The organism is Pseudomonas sp. TE3-3-F2023 (genome assembly GCF_036784815.1).
Classification (GTDB): Bacteria; Pseudomonadota; Gammaproteobacteria; order Pseudomonadales; family Pseudomonadaceae; genus Aquipseudomonas; species Aquipseudomonas pudica.
On sequence record NZ_CP145113.1, the window covers coordinates 3,717,874 to 3,738,753 of the forward strand.

The 20,880-nt window shown below is 63.2% G+C and carries 17 protein-coding genes and 1 pseudogene; 12 read left to right on the forward strand and 6 right to left on the reverse strand.

Annotated features, from left to right (window positions below; translation table 11 throughout):
• The first annotated feature begins 93 nt into the window (after window positions 1–93).
• The 4 genes from V3314_RS16745 to V3314_RS16760 all read left to right on the forward strand — a co-directional run bounded on the left by V3314_RS16745 (window position 94) and on the right by V3314_RS16760 (window position 4,393).
• Entirely contained in the window at window positions 94–768 is a 675-nt protein-coding gene (locus tag V3314_RS16745) for a PAS domain-containing protein (protein ID WP_108481697.1), read from the forward strand.
• Window positions 765–1,682 carry a pyridoxal-phosphate dependent enzyme gene (locus V3314_RS16750; RefSeq protein WP_046616558.1) on the forward strand — a complete coding sequence of 306 codons (918 nt, stop codon included), beginning with the start codon at window positions 765–767 and terminating at the stop codon, window positions 1,680–1,682. The genes V3314_RS16745 and V3314_RS16750 overlap by 4 nt, the downstream gene beginning before the upstream one ends.
• A 337-nt stretch (window positions 1,683–2,019) precedes the next feature.
• Window positions 2,020–3,117, forward strand: a complete 1,098-nt coding sequence (gene nspC / locus V3314_RS16755; RefSeq protein WP_013972889.1) for a carboxynorspermidine decarboxylase — start codon at window positions 2,020–2,022, stop codon at window positions 3,115–3,117.
• A 31-nt stretch (window positions 3,118–3,148) separates the two neighbouring features.
• Window positions 3,149–4,393, forward strand: coding sequence for a saccharopine dehydrogenase family protein (locus V3314_RS16760; protein WP_003248123.1), 1,245 nt, complete (start codon window positions 3,149–3,151; stop codon window positions 4,391–4,393).
• 99 nt (window positions 4,394–4,492) lie between these two features.
• Here the strand turns inward: V3314_RS16760 and V3314_RS16765 are convergent, their stop codons facing one another.
• Together V3314_RS16765 and V3314_RS16770 are read right to left on the reverse strand one after the other, a co-directional pair.
• Window positions 4,493–5,539 (reverse strand): class I SAM-dependent methyltransferase, encoded by a 1,047-nt coding sequence (locus tag V3314_RS16765; protein ID WP_046616560.1) that lies wholly within the window; start codon window positions 5,537–5,539, stop codon window positions 4,493–4,495.
• A 120-nt stretch (window positions 5,540–5,659) separates the two neighbouring features.
• Entirely contained in the window at window positions 5,660–6,523 is an 864-nt protein-coding gene (locus V3314_RS16770) for a type 1 glutamine amidotransferase domain-containing protein (RefSeq protein ID WP_338459323.1), read from the reverse strand.
• A 116-nt stretch (window positions 6,524–6,639) separates the two neighbouring features.
• Between V3314_RS16770 and V3314_RS16775 the strand changes: the two genes are divergently transcribed.
• From V3314_RS16775 to V3314_RS16785, 3 genes and pseudogenes are all read left to right on the forward strand, one after another.
• On the forward strand, window positions 6,640–7,575 hold the full coding sequence (locus V3314_RS16775) for a LysR family transcriptional regulator (RefSeq protein ID WP_338459324.1): 936 nt from the start codon (window positions 6,640–6,642) through the stop codon (window positions 7,573–7,575).
• 48 nt (window positions 7,576–7,623) lie between these two features.
• Window positions 7,624–8,961 carry a UDP-glucose/GDP-mannose dehydrogenase family protein gene (locus tag V3314_RS16780; protein ID WP_338459325.1) on the forward strand — a complete coding sequence of 446 codons (1,338 nt, stop codon included), beginning with the start codon at window positions 7,624–7,626 and terminating at the stop codon, window positions 8,959–8,961.
• A pseudogene (locus tag V3314_RS16785) lies at window positions 8,949–9,134 on the forward strand (GDP-mannose 4,6-dehydratase); the annotation flags it as partial. The gene V3314_RS16780 and the pseudogene V3314_RS16785, both read left to right, overlap by 13 nt.
• 346 nt (window positions 9,135–9,480) lie before the next feature.
• Here V3314_RS16785 and mqo read toward each other — a convergent pair.
• Window positions 9,481–11,058, reverse strand: coding sequence for a malate dehydrogenase (quinone) (gene mqo / locus V3314_RS16790; protein ID WP_338459327.1), 1,578 nt, complete (start codon window positions 11,056–11,058; stop codon window positions 9,481–9,483).
• 146 nt (window positions 11,059–11,204) lie between these two features.
• Here mqo and V3314_RS16795 point away from each other — a divergent pair, with 146 nt between their 5' ends.
• The 5 genes from V3314_RS16795 (at window position 11,205) to V3314_RS16815 (ending at window position 17,064) form a co-directional block, all read left to right on the forward strand.
• On the forward strand, window positions 11,205–12,425 hold the full coding sequence (locus V3314_RS16795) for a putative DNA modification/repair radical SAM protein (RefSeq protein ID WP_196174563.1): 1,221 nt from the start codon (window positions 11,205–11,207) through the stop codon (window positions 12,423–12,425).
• Window positions 12,416–13,300, forward strand: coding sequence for a TIGR03915 family putative DNA repair protein (locus tag V3314_RS16800; protein ID WP_046616570.1), 885 nt, complete (start codon window positions 12,416–12,418; stop codon window positions 13,298–13,300). The genes V3314_RS16795 and V3314_RS16800 overlap by 10 nt, the downstream gene beginning before the upstream one ends.
• A gap of 30 nt (window positions 13,301–13,330) precedes the next feature.
• Entirely contained in the window at window positions 13,331–15,397 is a 2,067-nt protein-coding gene (treS, locus tag V3314_RS16805; protein ID WP_338459328.1) for a maltose alpha-D-glucosyltransferase, read from the forward strand.
• A 328-nt stretch (window positions 15,398–15,725) separates the two neighbouring features.
• Window positions 15,726–16,352: a riboflavin synthase subunit alpha gene (locus tag V3314_RS16810; protein ID WP_338459329.1), complete on the forward strand. Its 627-nt coding sequence runs from the start codon at window positions 15,726–15,728 to the stop codon at window positions 16,350–16,352.
• A 10-nt stretch (window positions 16,353–16,362) separates the two neighbouring features.
• On the forward strand, window positions 16,363–17,064 hold the full coding sequence (locus V3314_RS16815; protein WP_046616574.1) for a YoaK family protein: 702 nt from the start codon (window positions 16,363–16,365) through the stop codon (window positions 17,062–17,064).
• On the opposite strand, the gene proP is transcribed toward V3314_RS16815, so the two are convergent.
• The 3 genes from proP to V3314_RS16830 form a co-directional block, all read right to left on the reverse strand.
• The gene (gene proP / locus V3314_RS16820) at window positions 17,065–18,567 is read right to left on the reverse strand and encodes a glycine betaine/L-proline transporter ProP (protein ID WP_153671088.1); all 1,503 of its coding nucleotides are present in this window, start codon (window positions 18,565–18,567) and stop codon (window positions 17,065–17,067) included. It abuts the gene before it with no gap.
• 162 nt (window positions 18,568–18,729) lie between these two features.
• On the reverse strand, window positions 18,730–19,704 hold the full coding sequence (gene hemB / locus V3314_RS16825; RefSeq protein WP_013972900.1) for a porphobilinogen synthase: 975 nt from the start codon (window positions 19,702–19,704) through the stop codon (window positions 18,730–18,732).
• A 207-nt stretch (window positions 19,705–19,911) separates the two neighbouring features.
• Entirely contained in the window at window positions 19,912–20,805 is an 894-nt protein-coding gene (locus V3314_RS16830; RefSeq protein WP_196174566.1) for a PA4780 family RIO1-like protein kinase, read from the reverse strand.
• Between the last annotated feature and the right edge of the window lie 75 nt (window positions 20,806–20,880).

Consider the following 20,880-nt stretch of genomic DNA (forward strand, 5'->3'; position numbering starts at 1 on the left):
CGCGGGTTTACCCGCGAATGGGCCTGGAAAAGCAAATCGCCTAATTCAACTTTATGTGTAAAAATACACAAAACGTTGATTTTGCGATCTGCCATGCCGATCACCCCAAGCGAAGAACGCCAGCTCACCCTCACCGTCCTCAAGGCCGCCATCCAGGCCCTGGGCAGCGTTGCCGCGCGCAACATGGAAATCCTCCTGCACGACCTCGACCATCCGGAACACTCCGTGGTGGCGATCGTCAACGGCCACCTTTCCGGCCGCAGCGTCGGTAGCCCGATCCTCGCCGCCCCGGAACAGGACCAGGGTTTCAAGGCGCTCATGCAGGCATCGGCCGATCAGCATGGCTGCGAGCCGGTGGTGCTGCCCGATTACCCCACCACGCTGAAGGGCCGCACGCTGCGCAGCGCCACGGCCATCTTTCGCGACAGCAGCGGCCACCCCTTCGCCAGCCTCTGCGTCAACACCGACGTCACCGGCCTGGACGCCGCCATGAACTTTCTTCAGCAGTTCCAGCCGCTAGGGGCCACACCTGCCGTCACTGAACCCGCCGACATGGAACTGCTGATGAGCGAGATAATCCACGCGTCCCTGCAGCGCAGCGGCCAGGGGCGAATGAACAAGCAGGCCAAGGTCGAGGCCGTGCGCGTGATGCAGGAGCGTGGCCTGTTCATCGTCAAGGGCGGCGTGGAGAAGGCCGCCAGCGCCCTGGGTGTGACCCGCTACACCGTATACAACTACCTCGAGCAACTGCGCGGAGCCAGCCAATGACCTTGCATGTCCACACCCCCCTGATCGAGTCCCGTCCGCTGTCGCTGGCTGCGGGCAGCAACGTCTGGCTCAAGCTCGACGCCCTGCAGCCCTGCGGCTCGTTCAAGCTGCGCGGTGTGGGCCACGCCTGCGAGGTGCACCATGCTCGCGGCGCGCGGCATTTCGTGTCTTCCTCGGGCGGCAACGCCGGCCTGGCAGTAGCCTATGCCGGGCGCAAGCTGGGCGTGCCGGTGACCGTGGTAGTGCCAGAGACCACCACTGAGCGCGCCAAGGACCTGCTACGCCTGGAGGGCGCCAAGGTGGTGGTGCATGGCAGCTCCTGGCAAGAGGCCAACGCCCTGGCGCAGACCTTGGTCGGCCCGGATGACGCCTTCATCCATCCATTCGATGACCCGCTGCTGTGGGCCGGGCATGCCAGCCTGGTGGATGAAGTGGCCGAAGCCGGCGTGAAACCGGATGCCGTTGTGTTGTCGGTAGGCGGCGGCGGTTTGCTCAGTGGCGTGGTCGAGGGGCTGAAACGCAACGGTTGGGACGATGTGCCTGTGCTGGCGGTGGAAACCGAAGGTGCAGCATCGCTGCATGCGGCCATTCAGGCGGGGCATTCGGTGGAGCTGGAGCGTATTGCCTCGGTGGCGACGTCGCTGGGGGCCAAGCGTGTGGCTGACCAGGCGCTGGTGTGCGTGCAGCAGCATCCGGTGCACAGCCACCTGGTCACTGACCGCGCTGCGCTGGAAGCCTGCGAGCGGTTCCTGCTGGACCATCGCGTGCTGGTGGAGCCTGCATGTGGGGCGGCTTTGGCGTTGGTCTATGCAAAGGGCGCCCTGGCGCAGTACCAGAATGTGCTGGTGGTGGTTTGTGGCGGGGCTACCGCCACGCTGGAGCAGATCCAGGCATGGTTGCAGCAGGTTGATTGAGGTTGCCTGTACCGGCCTCTTCGCGGGAAAACCCGCTCCCACAGACTGGACTGCGCAAGGTCTGAAGCAAGCGCATTCCCTGTGGGAGCGGGTTCACCCGCGAACACCGGCGGAGCCGGTGCCATCCAAATGCAACACTCATCGGATTCTCCTTGCGGCACCCGGTTGCTGCTTACGATAGTCACATGCCGCTGTTCTACTGAGCCCGCCGCAACCGGAAAAATCCTCTCGCAACGGCGTCAACCACGACGAAATGCGTAACCCACCCTTTCGGTCTGCGGCAAGTGAAGGCACAATGCGTGTCCTTTTTTTGGCCGGCCTGGCCGGGGGCCTTTAAATGATCAAGACGCCGTACTACCTCATCGATAAAACCAAGCTGCTGGGCAACATGGAGAAGATCGCCTACGTGCGCGAACACTCCGGTGCCAAGGCCCTGCTCGCCCTCAAGTGCTTTGCCACCTGGTCGGTCTTCGACCTGATGCAGCAGTACATGGACGGCACCACCTCTTCGTCGCTGTACGAGCTCAAGCTCGGCCGCCAGAAGTTCGCCGGCGAAACCCACGCCTACAGCGTGGCCTGGGCCGACGACGAGGTCGAGGAAATGCTGGAGAACTGCGACAAGATCATCTTCAACTCGATCGGCCAGCTGCAGCGCTTCGCCGAACAGTCCGAAGGCAAGGTCCGTGGCCTGCGCGTCAACCCGCAGGTCAGCAGCTCCGACTACCTGCTGGCCGACCCGGCCCGCCCGTTCAGCCGCCTGGGCGAATGGGACCCGGCCAAGGTCGAACAGGTGATCGAGCAGATCTCCGGCTTCATGTTCCACAACAACTGCGAAAACGGCGACTTCGGCCTGTTCGACAAGATGCTCACGCACATCGAGGAGCGCTTCGGTCACCTGCTGCACAAGGTCGAGTGGGTAAGCCTCGGTGGCGGCATCCACTTCACCGGTGAAGACTACGCGCTGGACGCCTTCTGCGCGCGCCTGAAAGCCTTCTCGGAAAAGTACGGCGTGCAGGTGTACCTGGAGCCGGGCGAAGCGGCCATCACCAACAGCGCCTCGCTGGAAGTGACCGTGCTCGACACCCTGTACAACGGCAAGCACCTGGCCGTGGTCGACAGTTCGATCGAAGCGCACATGCTCGACCTGCTGATCTACCGCCTCAACGCCAAGATGGCCCCCAACGACGGCGCGCATACCTACATGGTCTGCGGCAAGTCGTGCCTGGCCGGTGACATCTTCGGCGAATACCAATTCGATCGTCCGCTGGCCATCGGTGATCGCCTGTCGTTCGTCGACGCGGCGGGTTACACCATGGTCAAGAAAAACTGGTTCAACGGTCTGAAAATGCCATCCATCGTGGTCAAGCAACTCGACGGCAGCGTCGAAGTGGTGCGCGAGTTCGGTTTCGAAGACTACGTTTCCAGCCTGTCGTAAGACCGGCTTTCAGTAAGGAGCAAGGGATAAATTGAAGAAGAACGTTCTTATCATTGGTGCAGGAGGTGTCGCCAAGGTGGTGGCCCACAAGTGCGCGCAGCATAACGACGAACTGGGTCGTATCGCCATCGCGTCACGGAACATCTCCAAATGCCAGGCCATCATCGACAGCGTCAAGGCCAAGGGTAGCCTCAAGGTACCCGCCGACATCCAGGCCTTCTCGCTCAATGCCCTCGATGTCGAGGCAACCAAGGCGCTGATCCGCGAGACCGAATCGCAGATCGTGATCAACGTTGGTTCCGCCTTCCTCAACATGTCGGTGCTGCGTGCCTGCATCGATACCGGTGTCGCCTATCTGGACACCGCCATCCACGAAGAGCCGGGCAAGATCTGCGAGACCCCGCCGTGGTACGGCAACTACGAGTGGAAACACCTCGAAGAGTGCCAGGCAAAGAACATTACCGCCATTCTCGGCGTCGGTTTCGACCCGGGTGTGGTGAACAGCTACGCCAAGCTGGCGCAGCAACAGTATTTCGACAGCATTGACTCGATCGACATCCTCGACGTCAATGCCGGTTCGCATGGCAAGTACTTCGCCACCAACTTCGACCCGGAAATCAACTTCCGCGAGTTCACCGGGCAAGTGTGGAGCTGGCAGAACAGCCAGTGGACCAGCAACACCATGTTCGAAGTCAAGCGTACCGACGACCTGCCGGTGGTAGGTTCGCAGAACCTGTACCTGACCGGCCACGATGAAGTTCACTCGATTTCGAAGAACCTCAACGTGCCGAACGTGCGTTTCTGGATGAGCTTCGGCGAGCACTACATCAACGTGTTCACCGTGCTGAAAAACCTGGGCCTGCTCTCCGAGCAACCGGTGAAAACCGCCGAAGGCCTGGAAGTGGTACCGCTGAAAGTGGTCAAGGCCGTGCTGCCGGACCCAGCCTCGCTGGCCCCGGGCTACACCGGCAAGACCTGCATCGGTGACCTGGTCAAGGGCACCAAGGATGGCCAGCCGCGCGAAGTGTTCATCTACAACGTGGCCGACCACGAAGAAGCCTACGCCGAGACCGACAGCCAGGGCATTTCCTACACCGCCGGTGTACCGCCAGTGGCTGCCGCCCTGCTGGTCGCCCGTGGCGAGTGGGATGCCAAGCGCATGGTCAACGTCGAGGAGCTGCCAGCCGAGCCGTTCCTCAAGGCGCTGGACGTGATGGGCCTGCCGACCCGCGTCAAGGATGAAAAAGGCGATCGCCCCTGGGACGCTGAAGCCTAAGCAGCAAGAAAGAGGGGCGCCATCAAGGCGCCCCTTCTGTTTTTGCAGGCCCGGCCCTTTCGCGGGTGTGCCCGCGAAAGGGCCGGCACAGGCTTAACTCTACTTCCGAGCCTCCAGAATGAGGTTGAACGGCGTCTGCGTCGCCCGCCGGAACCGGCTGAACCCCGCCTCCTCGAACACCGCCCGCAACCGCGCTTCCCCCGCCTGCGCGCCCAGCCCCAGCCCCACCTCCTGCGACAACGAATTGGGCGTGCAGATAAACGTCGATGCCGCATAGAACAAGCGCCCGACCGGTGTCAGGTTGCCATCCAGCGAGTCCTCGGCATAAGGCTCCACCAACATCACCGTGCCGTCTGCCTTCAACGCGCGGTAGGCATGTTTCGCGGCCCCCACCGGGTCACCCATGTCGTGCAGGCAATCGAAGAAGCACACCAGGTCATGGTCATGCCCCGGGTAGTCCTTGGCACTGGCCTGCTGGAAGCTCACACGCCCCGCCAACCCCGCCTCGCGGGCACGCTCGTTGGCGGTGACGATGGAAGGCCCGTGGTAGTCGTAGCCGACGAAGGTGGATGCCGGGAACGCCTGGGCCATGACCAGCGTCGAAGCACCGTGCCCACAGCCCACATCCGCCACCTTGGCGCCCGCCTGCAGCTTGGCTACCACGCCTTCCAGCGCCGGTAGCCATTCGGCCACCAGGAAGGTGCGATAACCCGGCCGGAAGAACCGCTCGGTGCCACTGAACATGCAGGGGTGATGGTCGCCCCAGGCCAGCCCGCCGTCGCCGCGCATGGCCGCGACCAGCTTGTCCTTGTCATGGAACAGCGCTGCCACCACTGCCGCGCCACCGGCCATGTAGGCCGGCGAATCCTCCAGCGCCAGGGCCATGGCCTGCTCTTCAGGCAACACGAAAAGGCCCTTGTCATGCACCATGTAGCCCGATGCGGCCTGGGCGCTGAGCCATTCGCGCACCAGCCGCGGGTGGCAGCCGGTCTTTTCCGCCAGCGCCTCGGGGGTGGTCGGCTGGCTGTCGGCCATGGCCCGGTACAACCCCAGTTCGTCGCCAAGAATCACGTTGGCCAATGTCGCCGCCGCGCCCATGTCACCCACCAGCTTGCCCATGAAGTCGTGAAGCCTTGCCTCGTCCATGACCTGCCCTCCTCTGCAAAGAAGGCCATCGCCAGCGAGGGACATCCGCTCCGGGGAGGCGGTGGTCGGTTGAATGGTATCGGCCTGCCGAGCGTTGCCCGGTGCAGGCCACTTGTAAGTCTAGATGCCTTGATCAGAGGGCTTTGCCTGCCCAGCCAACTTTTCCAGCAATACTTTGGCCAGCGCCTTGTCCGAGAACGGGTTCTGCCCGGTGATCAGTTCGCGGTCCACCACCACATTGGGCTGCCAGGCCTTGGCGTAGCCCATGTCGCCTCCTGCCATTGCCATGGCGTTGGCCGGGTAGAACAACAGCCGCTGGTCCTTGAGCGAACTCTCGAACACCTGCTCCTCCGGGTCGGAGAAGATGGTCATCCTGTAACCCTTGTACAGCCAGTCGGTGGCTGCCGGCTTTTCACCACGCGCCAGCGCCGACTGGTAGCTCGCCGGGTCCTGCTGGGCCGAGAGCAAGGCAATGGGGCCGTGGCAGATGGCGGCTGTGGGCTTGCCGGCCTGGTGGAAATGCCGCAGCAAGGCGCCCACGTCCGGGTTGTTGGCCAGGTCGATCAACGGCGCATGGCCGCCGGGGATGAACAGCCCGGCATAGCGCTCCAAGTCACCTGCCAGGACTTCCTTCACCGACAGGGTATCGTCAATGCCCGGCAGGCCTTGCACGACCTTCTCGATCCGCCGCATCTCCGCCGCATCACCGGCAAAGTAGCTTGGATCGATCGAACGCTGGTCGACGCGCGGGGCATTACCCTTTGGGGTAACCAGCACCAGCTTGTAGCTAGCCTTGAGCAACTGGTCGGCAGGCACGCCGAACTCGTTGAGGTAGTAGCCGGTGGCGTAGCGCTTGCCCTCCTGCAGCGGCAGCTGGTGCTCGCTGGACAGCAGCACCAGCACTTCACCTTTGGGTGCGGCATGGGCACCGGCGGCAAGCAGGGTGCCAGCAACAGCCAAGGCAAGCCGGGATATCTTGGTCATGCAACAATCTCCAGATCAGCAAATAGGCCTTCCGCTCACGTTGGCGGGATGCATTCATGCTAATGGCAAGGCTATGATTCGTTAATTCGAAAGCTCTCATGTCTGCGATCCATAAAATGAATATCTCCAGCAAGGACCTCAACCTGCTGTACCTGTTCCATGTGCTGTATCAGGAACGCAACGCCACCCTTGCCGCCCAGCGCATGGCGCTGAGCCAGCCCGCGCTCAGCCACAAGCTCAACAAGCTGCGTCACCAGTTTGGTGACCCCCTGTTCGTCCGCGCGCCCAGGGGCCTGACCCCGACACCACGTGCCCACGAACTGGCGCCCGAGGTAGAGCGCCTGGTAGTGGGCCTGGAGGGTTTCTATGAACGCTGCGAAGGCCGGGATTTCCTCGCCCGCCCTGCCCGCCTGCACCTGTACAGCACCGACTATGTAGAACAGACGCTGTTGCCCAGGCTGCTGCCGATCCTGCGCAGTCAGGCACCGAACCTGACGCTGGTGACCCACAACACCCGTGGCCAGCTCCCTCGCGAAGAGCTGGAGAAAGGCACCTGTGACCTGGCCGTTGCCGGGTTCTATACCGACCTCCCGGAAACCTTCCACCAACAGCGCCTGCTCACCGAACACTTCGTTGTGCTGGCCTCGCGCAGTCATCCAGCGGCGGACCAGGGCCTGGACCTCGATAGCTTCCTCGCCAGCGATCACCTGCTCACCACCCTCACCGGCGACCTCGATGGCCTGGTCGACCGCGCCTTGCGCAGCCAGGGCATGCAACGGCGGGTCGTGGCTGGCCTGTCGAGCTTCGTCGCCCCCTCGCGCCTGCTGCGCGGCAGCGACCTGCTGCTCACCTGTTTGCGCTCGCTGGCCATCGAAGCCACAGAGCGTGATGACGACCTGCTCATGTACCCGCTGCCGCTGGCATTGCCAGCGATCGAGGTGATGCAGATATGGCACGAACGCACTCACGCCGACCCCTTGCGGCGCTGGTTCCGCCAGCAACTGTGGAGCGCCGCCCAGGAGGCAGCGGCCTGCGCAAGTAACAAGATCTAAACAACGATGTGACATGTTTTTTCAGCTTTCTCGCCAAGGAGCTGTCAAATGAAGGTCACGGTTTTCGGTACCGGCTATGTCGGCCTCACCCAGGCGGTGTGCCTGGCCCAGGTGGGGCATTCGGTGTTGTGCATGGATATCGACGCCGAGCGGGTCGCCAGCCTCAATGCAGGCCATTGCCCGATCTTCGAACCCGGCCTTGCGCCGATGCTGGAGAAGAACCTGGCCTGCGGTCGCCTGCGCTTCACCACCGACGCCAGCGAAGCGGCCAACTACGCCAGCTTGCAGTTCATTGCCGTCGGCACCCCGCCACAGGCCGACGGCAGTGCCGACCTGAAGCACGTATTCGCCGTGGTCGACAGCATCCTCGAACATGCCGACGGTCCCAAGGTGATCGTCAACAAATCCACCGCGCCGGTCGGTACGGTGCACCGCATCAAGGCGCGCATCGCCCAGGCCGTGGCCGACACCAGTCGCTTCCGCGTCGTCAGCAACCCCGAGTTCCTCAAGGAAGGCTCGGCAGTCGATGACTGCATGCGCCCGGAGCGCATCATCATCGGTGGCGCGGAACCAGCCGAGGTAGAACTGCTGCGCGAGCTGTACCTGCCGTTCAGCCGCAACCGCGAAAAGCTCATGGTCATGGATGCGCGCAGCGCCGAGCTGACCAAGTACGCGGCCAACTGCATGCTGGCGACCAAGATCTCGTTCATCAACGAAATCGCCAACCTGGCCGAGCACCTGGGCGCCGACATCGAAATGGTACGCCGTGGCATCGGCTCGGACCCGCGCATCGGCTACGACTTCATCTATGCCGGCTGCGGTTTTGGTGGCTCGTGCTTCCCCAAGGACCTGCAAGCCCTGCGCCGCAGCGCCGAGGCCGAAGGCTTCGAGCCGCAGCTGCTGCGTGCGGTGGAATCGGTCAACGAGCAGCAAAAGGGCCGACTGTTCAGCAAGATCCAGCGCCACTACCCACGCGGCCTGCGGGGCAAGGTCTTTGCCTTGTGGGGGCTGTCGTTCAAGCCCAACACCAATGATATCCGCGAGGCCTCCAGCCGGGTCCTGCTGGAGGCGCTGTGGGCCGCCGGCGTGCGGGTACAGGCCCATGACCCACAGGCCATGGAAGAGATCCAGCGCCACTATGGCCCGCGCGCCGACCTGCAACTAGTACCGTGCAAGGACGATGCGCTGCGCGGCGCCGATGCCCTGGTGATCGTCACCGAATGGCAGGATTACCGTGTACTCAACCTGGAAAAGGTGCCGCAACAACTGGCCGACCGGGTGGTGTTCGACGGCCGCAACCTGTTCGAACCCGAGCACATGGCCGCTGCCGGCCTGACTTACTACGGCATCGGCCGTGGCCAGGTACAGCCAGCATGCCCGTACTGATTACCGGCGTGGCCGGCTTCATCGGCTACCACGTTGCGCGGCGCCTGTGCGAAGCAGGCATCGAGGTGACAGGCATCGACAACCTCGATGCCTACTACAGCGTCAAGCTGAAGCTGGCTCGCCTGCAGCGACTGTTCGGCTTTGCCCATTTCCGCTTCCACACCCTCGACATCGCCCACCCGAGCGCACTGCCCAATCACAACAAGACCACAGGTGATCGCGCCACTGCTGCCGTGGCTGCCCAAGCGCTGCCTTTGGGGCAGGCCTGGTGCAGGACGTTCACTGCCATGGCCCTGGTATGGTTCGCGCGCGGCTTCGTCGAGTCGCTGAAGGAAGGCCGCAACCCACACATTGCAAGAGCAGCCTTGTGCTGCGAAGAAGCCGGTACACGCAATGAACAGCCTTTGCCAGTATCGACCTCTTCGCAGCACAAGGCTGCTCCTACAGAACCTCACTGAACCAGCGAGTCATGCGCAGTTCATGGGAGTGAGCTGCCCGGAAGGGCCGCACGGTACCTTGCTACGGCGTAACGACGCTCTCGGGAACGCTCAGCTGCAACACCTCGTTGGTGTACGCCCACTCTTTCTGCACCTGGTCCGGGTGGTCGTTTAGGCGAATGCCGTAGGACGGGATGATCTGCCTGATCTTCGCCTGCCACTGCGGCGATGCCATCTTGTCCTTGAACACCTTGCTCAGCACATCGAGCATGATTGGCGGCGCGGTCGAGGCGCCAGGCGAAGCCCCCAGCAAGCCGGCAATGCTGCCATCGCTGGACGCCACCACTTCAGTGCCGAGCTTGAGCACGCCACCCAATGCTTCGTCCTTCTTGATGATCTGCACCCGCTGCCCTGCCTGCCACAGCCGCCAGTCTTCCTTCTTCGCCCCGGGGAGGTAGGTGCGCAACGCTTCGAAACGGTCATCGTCGGATTGCAGCACCTGGCCGATCAGGTACTGCACCAGGTCGAACTCGCGCACCCCGACCCTGACCATAGGCCAGGCATTGTGCACACTGGCGCTGGCGAACAGGTCAAGCAGCGAGCCCTGCTTGAGGAACTTGGTCGAGAAGGTGGCGAACGGCCCGAACAGGATCATGCGCTTGCCATCGAGCACGCGGGTGTCCAAATGCGGCACCGACATCGGTGGTGCGCCGGTGGCGGCGATACCGTAGGCCTTGGCCATGTGACGTTGGGCGATGGCCGGGTTGTCGGTGACCAGGAACGAACCACCGACCGGGAAACCGGCATAGTCCTTGGCCTCATCGATGCCCGACTTCTGCAGCAATGGCAGCGCTGCACCACCGGCGCCGATGAACAGGAACCTGGCGTCGGTGGCCGAGCTGCTACCGTCCTTGAGGTTCTTGTACTCGACATGCCAGGAGCCGTCGTCGTTGCGGGTGATGGCTTGCACTTCGCTCGACAGCTTGAGGTCGAAGTTCGGCCGGGTCTGCAGATAACCCACGTACTGCCGGGTGATTTCGCCAAAGTTGACGTCGGTGCCGATCGGCGTCCAGGTCACGGCCAGTTTCTGGTTGGGGTCACGGCCTTCCATCATCAGCGGTACCCACTTGCGGATCTGTTCGTGGTCCTCGGAGTACTGCATGGGCTTGAACAGCGGGCTGGCCTGCAGCGCCTCGTAGCGCTTCTTCAGGAAGCGAATGTTGTCGTCGCCCCAGACGAAGCTCATGTGCGGGGTGGTGTTGATGAAGGAATGCGGGTTCTTCAACACGCCCTGCTTCACCTGCCAGGCCAGGAACTGGCGGGTGACCTGGAACGACTCGTTGATCTCTACCGCCTTGCTGATATCGATCTTGCCGTCCTTCTCCGGGGTGTAGTTCAGCTCGGCCAGGGCCGAGTGGCCGGTGCCGGCGTTGTTCCAGCCGTTGGAGCTTTCTTCGGCGACCTTGTCCAGGCGCTCGACCATTTCCATCGACCAACCCGGCTCCAGCTCATTGAGCCAGACGGCCAGGGTTGAACTCATGATGCCGCCGCCCACCAGCATGACATCGACCTTCCTGGTTTCCGCGGCCTGGGCACCCAGCATGCCGAATGCCAAAGCCAGCCCGGTCAGCGCCACTGCCGGCTTGATGGTGATCTTCATAACCTCTCCCTTGCCTCGTTGCCATCCGTAGGTTCAGCCACAAGCTTAGATGACGGATTCAGTCGGGCATGGCCGGCGCACAATCACTTGCAATCCGTCACATCTCAAAATACTGTATGAATACTCAGTATCACAGGTCAGCCGCCATGCAACTCATCGCCAAACTCGGCATCCTTGCCGATGCTGCCAAGTACGACGCATCCTGCGCCAGCAGCGGCGCGCCCAAGCGCAACTCGCGCGGGGCTGATGGCCTGGGTGCTACCAATGGCATGGGCATCTGTCACAGCTACACCCCCGACGGGCGCTGCGTCTCGCTGCTCAAGGTGCTACTGACCAACTTCTGCCTCTACGACTGCCAGTATTGCGTCAACCGCCGCTCCAGCAACGTGCCACGCGCGCGCTTCAGCCCCGAGGAAGTGGTCCGGCTGACCCTGGATTTCTACCGGCGCAACTGCATCAGCGGCCTGTTCCTCAGCTCCGGCATCATCCGCTCGGCGGACTACACCATGGAGCAGCTGATTCGTGTGGCGCGGCTGTTGCGCGAAGAGCATGAGTTCCGCGGCTACATTCACCTAAAGACCATCCCCGATGCCGACCCGCTGCTGATCGAAGAGGCCGGGCGCCTGGCAGACCGGCTCAGCGTCAACATCGAGTTGCCGACCGACGCCAGCCTGAAACGCCTGGCACCAGAGAAACAGGCGCACACCATTCGCCAGGCCATGGGCGTGATCCATCAGGGCCAGCAAGCCGTGGCCCACGAACCCAAGGCGCCGCGCTTTACCCCAGCCGGGCAAAGCACCCAGGTGATCGTCGGGGCCGACAGCACCGACGACAGCACATTGCTGCGCAATGCCGAATCGCTGTACCAGGGCTACGGCCTCAAGCGCGTGTACTACTCTGCCTTCAGCCCCATTCCTGACAGCCCCGACAGCGTTCCCCTGGCGGCACCACCGCTGCTGCGCGAGCACCGCCTGTACCAGGCTGACTTCCTGCTGCGTGGCTATGGCTACAAGGCCGGCGAGCTGCTGGGCCAGAGCGGCAACCTGGCACTGGACATCGACCCCAAGCTGGCCTGGGCGCTGGCCAACCGCGAAGTGTTCCCGCTGGACGTGAACCGTGCCGAGCCAGCGCTACTGGCGCGCATCCCCGGCATCGGCCTGCGCAGCGTGCAGCGGCTGGTAGCCCTGCGACGCGAACGGCGCATTCGCTACGATGACCTGATCCAGCTGCGCTGCGTACTGGACAAGGCGCGGCCGTTCATTGTCACCAGCGACTACCGCCCGGCCCAGGCCGAGCTGCGCAGCGGCCTGCTGAGAGCGCGCTTGCGTGAACCGCAGGCGCCGGTGCAGATGGGCTTGTGGGGATGATCGCGCTCGACTGCGACGGCCTGTTCGCCACCTGGCGTGACCAGGCCCGGGTGTTGCTGGGGCATGGCATCGACCCGTCGGAGGTGACCTGGGCGCAAGGGCCGGTGGCTGATTTGCTGGCCGTACCGACAGCGCTGCCTGAGGGCTCCGGTCCGTTTCGCGCCAAGGTGCCAGCGGCGCTGCTGAGCCAGCTGGAACAGGCCGCCCGCTACCGTGGCGAGCACCGCTGGAACCTGCTTTACGAGGTACTTTGGCGGGTGGCCCATGGTGACCGTACTGCAATGCTGGCGGGTGACCGACTGGGTAGCGAGCTGCAAAGACGGATCAAGCAGGTCAATCGCGAAGCACACCACCTGCATGCGTTTGTGCGCTTCGTGCCACTCCCCGAAGTTTTGGCCGAACAGCTGCAACTTGACCTGGTGGCCTATCACGAGCCGGCGCATGACGTTCTGGAAAGCGCCAGTGCGCATTTCGCTGACCGCCTTGGGCGTTTGCGCTGGGTGATTGCCACGGCGCACGACGGCATACGCTTCGATGGCCAGGCATTCGACTACCAGCGCCAGTGCCCCGAACCCTGGCGCCAGTGGGCCCGCAACGCCGAAGACCCTGGCGCCGAATTATGGCGCACCTACTATCGTCATACCTTCAACCCTGCGCGCCTGAACCCCGACGCCTTGCGCCTGCACATGCCCGGGCGGTTCTGGCGACATTTGCCGGAGGGCATGCTGATTCCGCAGCTTGAAGGCCTGGCTCGCCAGGGCAAACAACGGGACGGCCAAGCCCTGGAAGTCGCCTCCCAGGCTGGCAAACAGATCAGCAAGCCCACGAAGCATTCTCAAGCCGAACGATCAGCCGCCACAACCGTCATAACCTGAGCCGCTGCCGACACGCAAAGAGGACGCGAAATGACCCAACCCGACCCGTCATACGTCAAATGGCTCGAAGACCGCGCCATGCTCAGGGCCTCCCAGCAACGCACCCATCTGTACTCGGGCCAGTCGCGCCTGTGGCAGCAACCCTACGCCGAAGCCCAACCCCGACGCGCCACTGAAATCGCATCGGTCTGGCTGACCGTCTACCCCGATGCCATCATCGCCCCCGAAGGCTGTTCAGTGCTCGGTGCGCTGGCCCACGAAGCGCTGTGGAAGCGCTTGTCGGAGATCGGTATCCAGGGCCTGCACACCGGCCCGATCAAGTTGTCCGGCGGCATTCGCGGGCGTGAACTCACACCCAGCGTGGACGGCAACTTCGACCGCATCAGTTTCGACATCGACCCGCTGTACGGCAGCGAACAGGAGCTGATCCAGATGAGCCGCATGGCCGCCGCGCACAACGCCGTGACCATCGACGACCTGATCCCCTCGCACACTGGCAAGGGCGCCGACTTCCGCCTGGCCGAACTGGCCTACGGTCCCTACCCGGGGCTGTACCACATGGTCGAAATCCGCGAGGAAGACTGGCCGCTACTGCCCGAAGTGCCTGCCGGGCGAGATGCGGTCAACCTGCTGCCGGCCCAGTGCGACGAACTCAAGGCCCGCCACTACATCGTCGGCCAACTGCAACGGGTGATCTTCTTCGAACCAGGCGTGAAGGAAACCGACTGGAGCGCCACACCGCCGGTGACCGGTGTGGATGGCAAGACCCGACGCTGGGTGTACCTGCACTATTTCAAGGAAGGCCAGCCGTCGCTGAACTGGCTGGACCCGACCTTCGCCGCCCAGCAGATGATCATTGGCGATGCCCTGCACGCCCTGGACTGCCTGGGTGCGCGCGGCCTGCGCCTGGATGCCAACGGCTTTCTCGGCGTGGAGACCCGCGCCAGCGGCACTGCCTGGTCGGAAAGCCACCCGCTGTCGATCGTCGGCAACCAGCTGATCGGCGGCATGATCCGCAAGGCCGGCGGTTTCAGCTTCCAGGAACTGAACCTGACCCTCGACGACATCGCGCAGATGTCCAGAGGCGGTGCCGACCTGTCCTACGATTTCATTACCCGGCCGGCCTACCAGCATGCACTGCTGACCGGCGACACCGAGTTCCTGCGCCTGATGCTCAAGGAGATGCATGCCTTCGGCATCGACCCAGCTTCGCTGATCCATGCCTTGCAGAACCATGACGAGCTGACCGTGGAACTGGTGCATTTCTGGACCCTGCATGCACATGACATGTACCTGTACAAGGGCCAGACTTTGCCCGGCGGCATCCTGCGCGAGCACATCCGCGAAGAGATCTACGAACGGCTGTCGGGCGAACATGCGCCGTACAACCTGCGCTTCGTCACCAATGGCATATCCTGTACCACGGCCAGCCTGATCGCCGCTGCACTGGGCATCCGCGATCTTGGGCAGATCGGGGTGGCAGAAATCGAGCTGATCCAGAAGGTGCACCTGCTGCTGGTCATGTACAACGCCATGCAGCCAGGTGTGGTGGCGCTGTCCGGCTGGGACCTGGTGGGCGCCCTGCCCTTGCCCGCCGAAGCGGTCGCGCAGCGGATGCTCGATGGCGATACCCGCTGGATTCACCGCGGCGGCTACGACCTGGCCGGGCTCGAGCCGCAGGCTCAGACGTCTGTGCGCGGCATGCCCCGTGCCCGGGCGCTGTATGGCAGCCTGGACAGCCAGCTGGAAAACGGCAATTCGTTTGCCTGCAAGGTGAAGAAACTGCTGGCGGTGCGTCAGGCCTATGGCATCGCCACCAGCCGCCAGGTGCTGGTGCCCGAAGTCAGCAGCCCCGGCTTGCTGGTGATGGTGCATGAGCTGCCGGCCGGGCGTGGCATCCAGATCACTGCGCTGAACTTTGGCCAGGAAGTGATCGCCGAGGAGCTGCAACTGACCGGGTTCACGCCGGGGCCGGTGGTGGACATGATCAATGAAACGGTCGAAGGGGATTTGACCGAGGATGGGCGGCTGATGATGAACCTGGACCCTTATGAGGCACTGTGCCTGCGGATCGTCAACAGCAGCGGCCATGTCTGAATTGTATTTGCCCCATTGCCTTCGCCGGTGAAGCTCGGAACGAAAGCCACGCGATACCTGTGGGAGATTGCCCAGCCCTTCAGGCCGCGCTGTCGCACAGATAACTGAATTCGCAAGCGATCCTCGTACTCCGTGGGAGCGGCTTTAGCCGCGAAGAATCCAACGCGGTGCATGGCACCGGCTGCGCCGGTGTTCGCGGCTAAAGCCGCTCCCACAGGGTCCCTGCTAATTCAATGAGTTATGTGCAGTTCCAAATGGCCGGCTTGCTTTTACCGCTCCACGGGCATAGCGTTCGGAAGTTTTCTTTTCCGTGCCCAGGAGCAACTCCATGTACACCGGCATCGTCCAGGCCGTCCGCCCTCTGCTTGATGTGACCACCTACCCGGGCCACAACCAGTTCACCATCGACCTCACCCCCGAACTGCTCGACGAACTGAAGATCGGCGCCAGCGTCAGTGTCGAAGGCACCTGCCTGTCGGTCACCGAAATCCACGGCACGCAGGTCAGGTTCGACGCCATGACCGCCACCCTCGAGCGCACCAACCTGCGCAACTTCAAGGCCGGCCAGGGCGTCAACATCGAACGCTCGGCGAAGATGAACGCCGAAGTCGGCGGCCACCTGATGGCCGGTCATATCGCCACCACCGCCGAAATCGTCGAGCTGTCGATCAAGGAAACCGGCGCTTTCATCAAGTTCCGCATGCCACCGGAATGGGGCAAGTACGTGTTCCCACGCGGCTTCATCGGGGTCAACGGCTGCAGCCTGACCGTAGCCGATGTCGATGACAATGTGATCACCATCAACCTGATCCCGGAAACCCTGCGCCAGACCACCTTCCCCAGCTACAAGGCCGGCGAGCTGCTCAACATCGAAGTGGACCACCAGACAATGGTGCTGGTCGATGTAGTGGAGCGCACCATCAAGAGCACCCTGGCCCGCGAAATGCCTCGCTGAGCTCCCGAGCATGCTGCCCAACACCCTCCCCGCACGCACAGCCAAGCGGCTGCGCCTGCAGATGCTGCGTGGTCGCGTGGGCCTCGGCCTGGTCGCCGGCCTGTCCGTACTAGCCGGCATGACCGATGCCATCGGCCTGCTAGCGCTGGGCGACTTCGTGTCGTTCATGAGTGGCAACACCACGCGCCTGGCCGTCGCCATCAGCGATGCGGACCTGGCCCTGGTGCTGCGGCTGAGTGCTGCGGTGCTGGGCTTCGTCGTCGGCAACGCCCTGGGCGTGCTGCTGGCGCGCGCTTTCCGCCGCAGGGCCTGGCCGGTGCTGCTGGTAGTCGCCGCCCTGCTGGGCTTTGCAGCCGCATGGCCCTTGGCTGCGACCTTTCCAGCGCTGCTCGCTGCCACGTTGGCCATGGGCATGATCAATGCCGTGGTCGAACAGGTGAACGGCCTGCCCATCGGCCTGACCTACGTCACCGGCGCCCTGTCACGTTTCGGGCGTGGGCTGGGGCGCTGGCTGCTGGGCGAGCGGCGCAATGGCTGGCGGGTGCAACTGGTGCCTTGGGCCGGCATGCTGCTGGGCGCCGCGCTGGGTGCCTGGCTGGAGCGCCACCTGGGCCTGCAAGCGCTAGCCGGCAGCTGCTCGCTGGCCTGCGTGCTGGCCCTGGTGTCGCGGTTCATTCCGCGGACATGGCAGCGTGGTTACATGCCAAACTGATCACTCGATGCGCGGGTGCTGCTGCACCAGCAACTTGCGCTTGGCCTCCAGTTCGGCAATCTGCGCATCGATGTCCTCGATCCTTTGCTCGATGTTGTCGTGGTGTTCCTGCAGCAACTCACGCGCTTCCTCGATATCCGATGCTGCCGGTGCCGCGCCGCGCAGCGGCTTGTTCGCGGTTTCCTTCATGGTCAGGCCGGTAACCAGCCCCACGGCGGCGATCACCATCAGGTAATAGGCCGGCATGTACAGGTTGCCAGTACTTTCCACCAGCCAGGCGGCGATGGTCGGGGTGAGGCCGGCGATCAGCACCGAGATATTGAAGGCGCTGGCGAGGGCGCTGTAGCGGATGTGCGTGGGGAACATTGCCGGTAGCGTCGAAGCCATCACGCCGATGAAGAAGTTCAGCAGCACGGCGATGATCAGCAGCCCGGCAAAAATCACCCCCAGTACGCCGCTGTTGATCAGCATGAATGCCGGAATGGCCAGCACGAACAGGCCGACGCTGCCGACGATGATGAACGGACGACGGCCGAACTTGTCGCTGAGCAGCCCGATCATCGGCTGCACGAACAGCATGCCGACCATGATCGCGATGATGATCAGCACGCCATGGTCTTCGCTGTAGTGCAGGTTGTGCGACAGGTAGCTGGGCATGTACGTGAGCAGCATGTAATAGGTGACGTTGGTGGCGATCACCACGCCAATGCAGGTCACCAGGCTGCGCCAGTGCTGGGTGGCCACCTCCCTGAACGACACCTTGGGCCCGGTCGCCAGGCCTTCGCGGTCGCCTTTCTCCAGCTTGTCGACGTGCTGCTGGAAGGCTGGTGTCTCCTCCAGCGCATGGCGCAGGTACAGGCCGATGATGCCCAGCGGCAAGGCGAGGAAGAACGGCAGGCGCCAACCCCATTCGAGGAACTTGTCTTCACCCAGCACCGTAGAGATCAACACCACCACACCGGCACCCAACACGAACCCTGCAATCGAGCCGAAGTCCAGCCAACTGCCGAGAAACCCGCGTTTACGGTCAGGGGCATATTCGGCGACGAAGATCGACGCGCCGGTGTACTCGCCCCCCACCGAGAAGCCCTGGGCCATCTTGGCCAGCAGCAACAGGATCGGCGCCCAGATACCGATGCTGGCATAGGACGGTATCAGGCCGATGGCGAAGGTGCTGAGCGACATGATCACGATGGTTGCAGCGAGAATTTTCTGCCGCCCGAACCGGTCGCCCAAGGCACCGAAGAACAGCCCGCCCAGAGGCCTGATCAGAAACGGCACCGAGAACGTGGCCAACGCCGCGATCATCTGCACGCTTGGGTCGGCATTGGGGAAGAATACCTTGCCCAGGGCGTAGGCGACGAAGCCATAGACGCCGAAGTCGAACCATTCCATTGCATTGCCCAGTGCCGCCGCGGTGATTGCCTTGCGCATCTTGCCGTCGTCGACAATGGTGATGTCCTTCAGGCCGATTGGCTGGAGGCTTTTCTTGCGAGGTTTCATGTCCGTATCCCTGTCGATGAATGCTCTAAGGGATGAGATACAACGGGACACTAAATAATTCAGCGCTTACGGATTTTTTGTGTTTTTCCTCTCACCGGTTGCTGCGCAGGTAAAGAAAAAGCCGCTGCGATGGCAGCGGCTTGCATGGGCATCGGCTCGCGATCAGATACCTTCGCGGGCCAGGTCCATGGCGAAGTAGGTGAGGATCAGATCGGCACCGGCACGCTTGATCGCACCAATGCTTTCACGCACCACCCGGCCTTCATCGATAGCGCCGGCCAGGCCGCCGAACTTGATCATCGCGTACTCACCGCTCACCTGGTACGCCGCCAGCGGCAGGCGGGATGCGGCACGAATATCGGCAATAACGTCCAGGTAGGCACCGGCCGGCTTGACCATCAGCACATCGGCCCCTTCCTGCTCGTCGAGCAGCGACTCGCGCACGGCTTCGCGGCGGTTCATCGGGTTCATCTGGTAGCTCTTGCGGTCGCCCTTCAGCGCGGTACCACCGGCTTCGCGGAACGGGCCGTACAGCGACGAGGCGAACTTGGTGGAATAGGCCATGATCGCGGTGTCGTGGAAGCCGGCACCATCCAGCGCGCTGCGGATGGCCTGGACCTGGCCGTCCATTGCCGCCGACGGGGCAATGAAGTCGGCACCGGCAGCGGCGGCGATGACCGCCTGCTTGCCCAGGTTGGCCAGCGTGGCGTCGTTGTCCACGCCGTGGTCGTGCAGCACGCCGCAGTGGCCGTGGCTGGTGTATTCGCAGAAGCAGGTGTCGGACATCACCACCATTTCCGGCACGGTGTCCTTGCAGATGCGCGACATGCGCGCGACCAGGCCGTTTTCGTTCCAGGTGTCGCTGCCGACGGCGTCCAGGTTGTGCGACACGCCAAAGGTCATCACCGACTTGATACCGGCGCGGGCATAGCGCTCGATTTCCTGAGCCAGCAGCTTCTCGGGGATGCGGTTGACGCCCGGCATGCTGGTGATCGGCACGAAATCATCGATGCCCTCTTCGACGAAGATCGGCAGGATCAGGTCTTCAAGGCGGAACTCGGTTTCCTGGAAGATCGTGCGCAGGGACTCGTTCTGGCGCAGGCGGCGTGGACGAACGGACGGAAATTGGTTGGACATGACAGCTCCAGGGAATTTGAACGGCGTATACCTTATGCCTGTCGCGCGCCAGTGAAAAGGCCAGATGACGAGATATTGTCTTGCGTCAAAGGCAATGGCTGCATTTTTCCTGTGCCGGCCTCTTCGCGGGCATGCCCGCTCCCACAAGTACTGCGCGATTCCTGTGGGAGCGGGCGTGCCCGCGAAGAGGCCGGCACAGGCAACACATCACTGCAGCCAGGGCGGCGCAGGCTCCTCTGCCCTGGCCGCCCCATGCTCAGACTCGGCCCGCGCGGCGCGCCGGCGCGCATCATCCAGCCGGGCCGCATCGATCTCGCGCATCACCCCGGCCACGTCAGCCGCATGCTCGTCATCCTCGAACAGCCCCGTCAGCGGGCTGTCCGGGCGCAGTTCGCCCGCCTCGTACAAGGCCCACATTTCCTGCGCATATCGGGTGTTTTTCAGCTCTGGCGCAAAGCGCCCGAAATAATGGGCCATGTTGTCCACGTCGCGCTGCAGCATGCTGAAGGCATGGTTGTTGGCCGCTGCATCCACTGCCTGTGGCAGGTCGATGATCACCGGCCCGTCCGGGCCAAGCAGCACGTTGAACTCCGACAGGTCGCCATGCACCAGCCCGGTACACAGCATCAACACGATCTGGCGAATGACGAAGGCATGGAACTCCCGGGCTTCCTCGGCTTCGAGGTGCACGTCGTTCAGGCGCGGGGCCGCGTCACCGTCGGCATCGGTCACCAGCTCCATCAACAGCACGCCGTCCTGGAAATCGTAAGGCTTTGGAACCCTCACGCCAGCGCCGGCCAGGCGGAACAGCGCCGCCACTTCGGCGTTCTGCCAGGCGTCTTCGGCCTCCTTGCGCCCGTACTTGCTGCCCTTGGCCATAGCCCGGGCCTGACGGCTGTTGCGAACCTTGCGGCCCTCCTGGTACTCGGCAGCCTGGCGGAAACTGCGCTTGTTGGCTTCTTTATAGACCTTGGCGCAGCGCACCTGGTTGCCACAGCGCACCACATACACGGCGGCTTCCTTGCCACTCATCAACGGCCGCAGTACTTCGTCGACCAAGCCGTCTTCGATCAGGGGTTCGATTCTTTTGGGTGTCTTCATCAGGCTGCGTTCGGGGTCCTGGCTGTGATGACGGACATCCTCTCACAGCCTGATGCGACTTGCTCGTCTGTCTTC

Excerpts from the sequence above, each read along its gene's own strand:
- proP (WP_153671088.1), bottom strand. The coding sequence starts at position 18,567 with ATGAAACCTCGCAAGAAAAGCCTCCAGCCAATCGGCCTGAAGGACATC.
- mqo (WP_338459327.1), bottom strand. The coding sequence starts at position 11,058 with ATGAAGATCACCATCAAGCCGGCAGTGGCGCTGACCGGGCTGGCTTTG.
- V3314_RS16770 (WP_338459323.1), bottom strand. The coding sequence starts at position 6,523 with ATGACCAAGATATCCCGGCTTGCCTTGGCTGTTGCTGGCACCCTGCTT.
- treS (WP_338459328.1), top strand. The coding sequence starts at position 13,331 with ATGACCCAACCCGACCCGTCATACGTCAAATGGCTCGAAGACCGCGCC.
- V3314_RS16830 (WP_196174566.1), bottom strand. The coding sequence starts at position 20,805 with ATGAAGACACCCAAAAGAATCGAACCCCTGATCGAAGACGGCTTGGTC.
- V3314_RS16780 (WP_338459325.1), top strand. The coding sequence starts at position 7,624 with ATGAAGGTCACGGTTTTCGGTACCGGCTATGTCGGCCTCACCCAGGCG.
- nspC (WP_013972889.1), top strand. The coding sequence starts at position 2,020 with ATGATCAAGACGCCGTACTACCTCATCGATAAAACCAAGCTGCTGGGC.
- V3314_RS16775 (WP_338459324.1), top strand. The coding sequence starts at position 6,640 with ATGAATATCTCCAGCAAGGACCTCAACCTGCTGTACCTGTTCCATGTG.
- V3314_RS16745 (WP_108481697.1), top strand. The coding sequence starts at position 94 with ATGCCGATCACCCCAAGCGAAGAACGCCAGCTCACCCTCACCGTCCTC.
- V3314_RS16795 (WP_196174563.1), top strand. The coding sequence starts at position 11,205 with ATGCAACTCATCGCCAAACTCGGCATCCTTGCCGATGCTGCCAAGTAC.
- V3314_RS16815 (WP_046616574.1), top strand. The coding sequence starts at position 16,363 with ATGCTGCCCAACACCCTCCCCGCACGCACAGCCAAGCGGCTGCGCCTG.
- V3314_RS16810 (WP_338459329.1), top strand. The coding sequence starts at position 15,726 with ATGTACACCGGCATCGTCCAGGCCGTCCGCCCTCTGCTTGATGTGACC.
- V3314_RS16750 (WP_046616558.1), top strand. The coding sequence starts at position 765 with ATGACCTTGCATGTCCACACCCCCCTGATCGAGTCCCGTCCGCTGTCG.
- V3314_RS16765 (WP_046616560.1), bottom strand. The coding sequence starts at position 5,539 with ATGGACGAGGCAAGGCTTCACGACTTCATGGGCAAGCTGGTGGGTGAC.
- hemB (WP_013972900.1), bottom strand. The coding sequence starts at position 19,704 with ATGTCCAACCAATTTCCGTCCGTTCGTCCACGCCGCCTGCGCCAGAAC.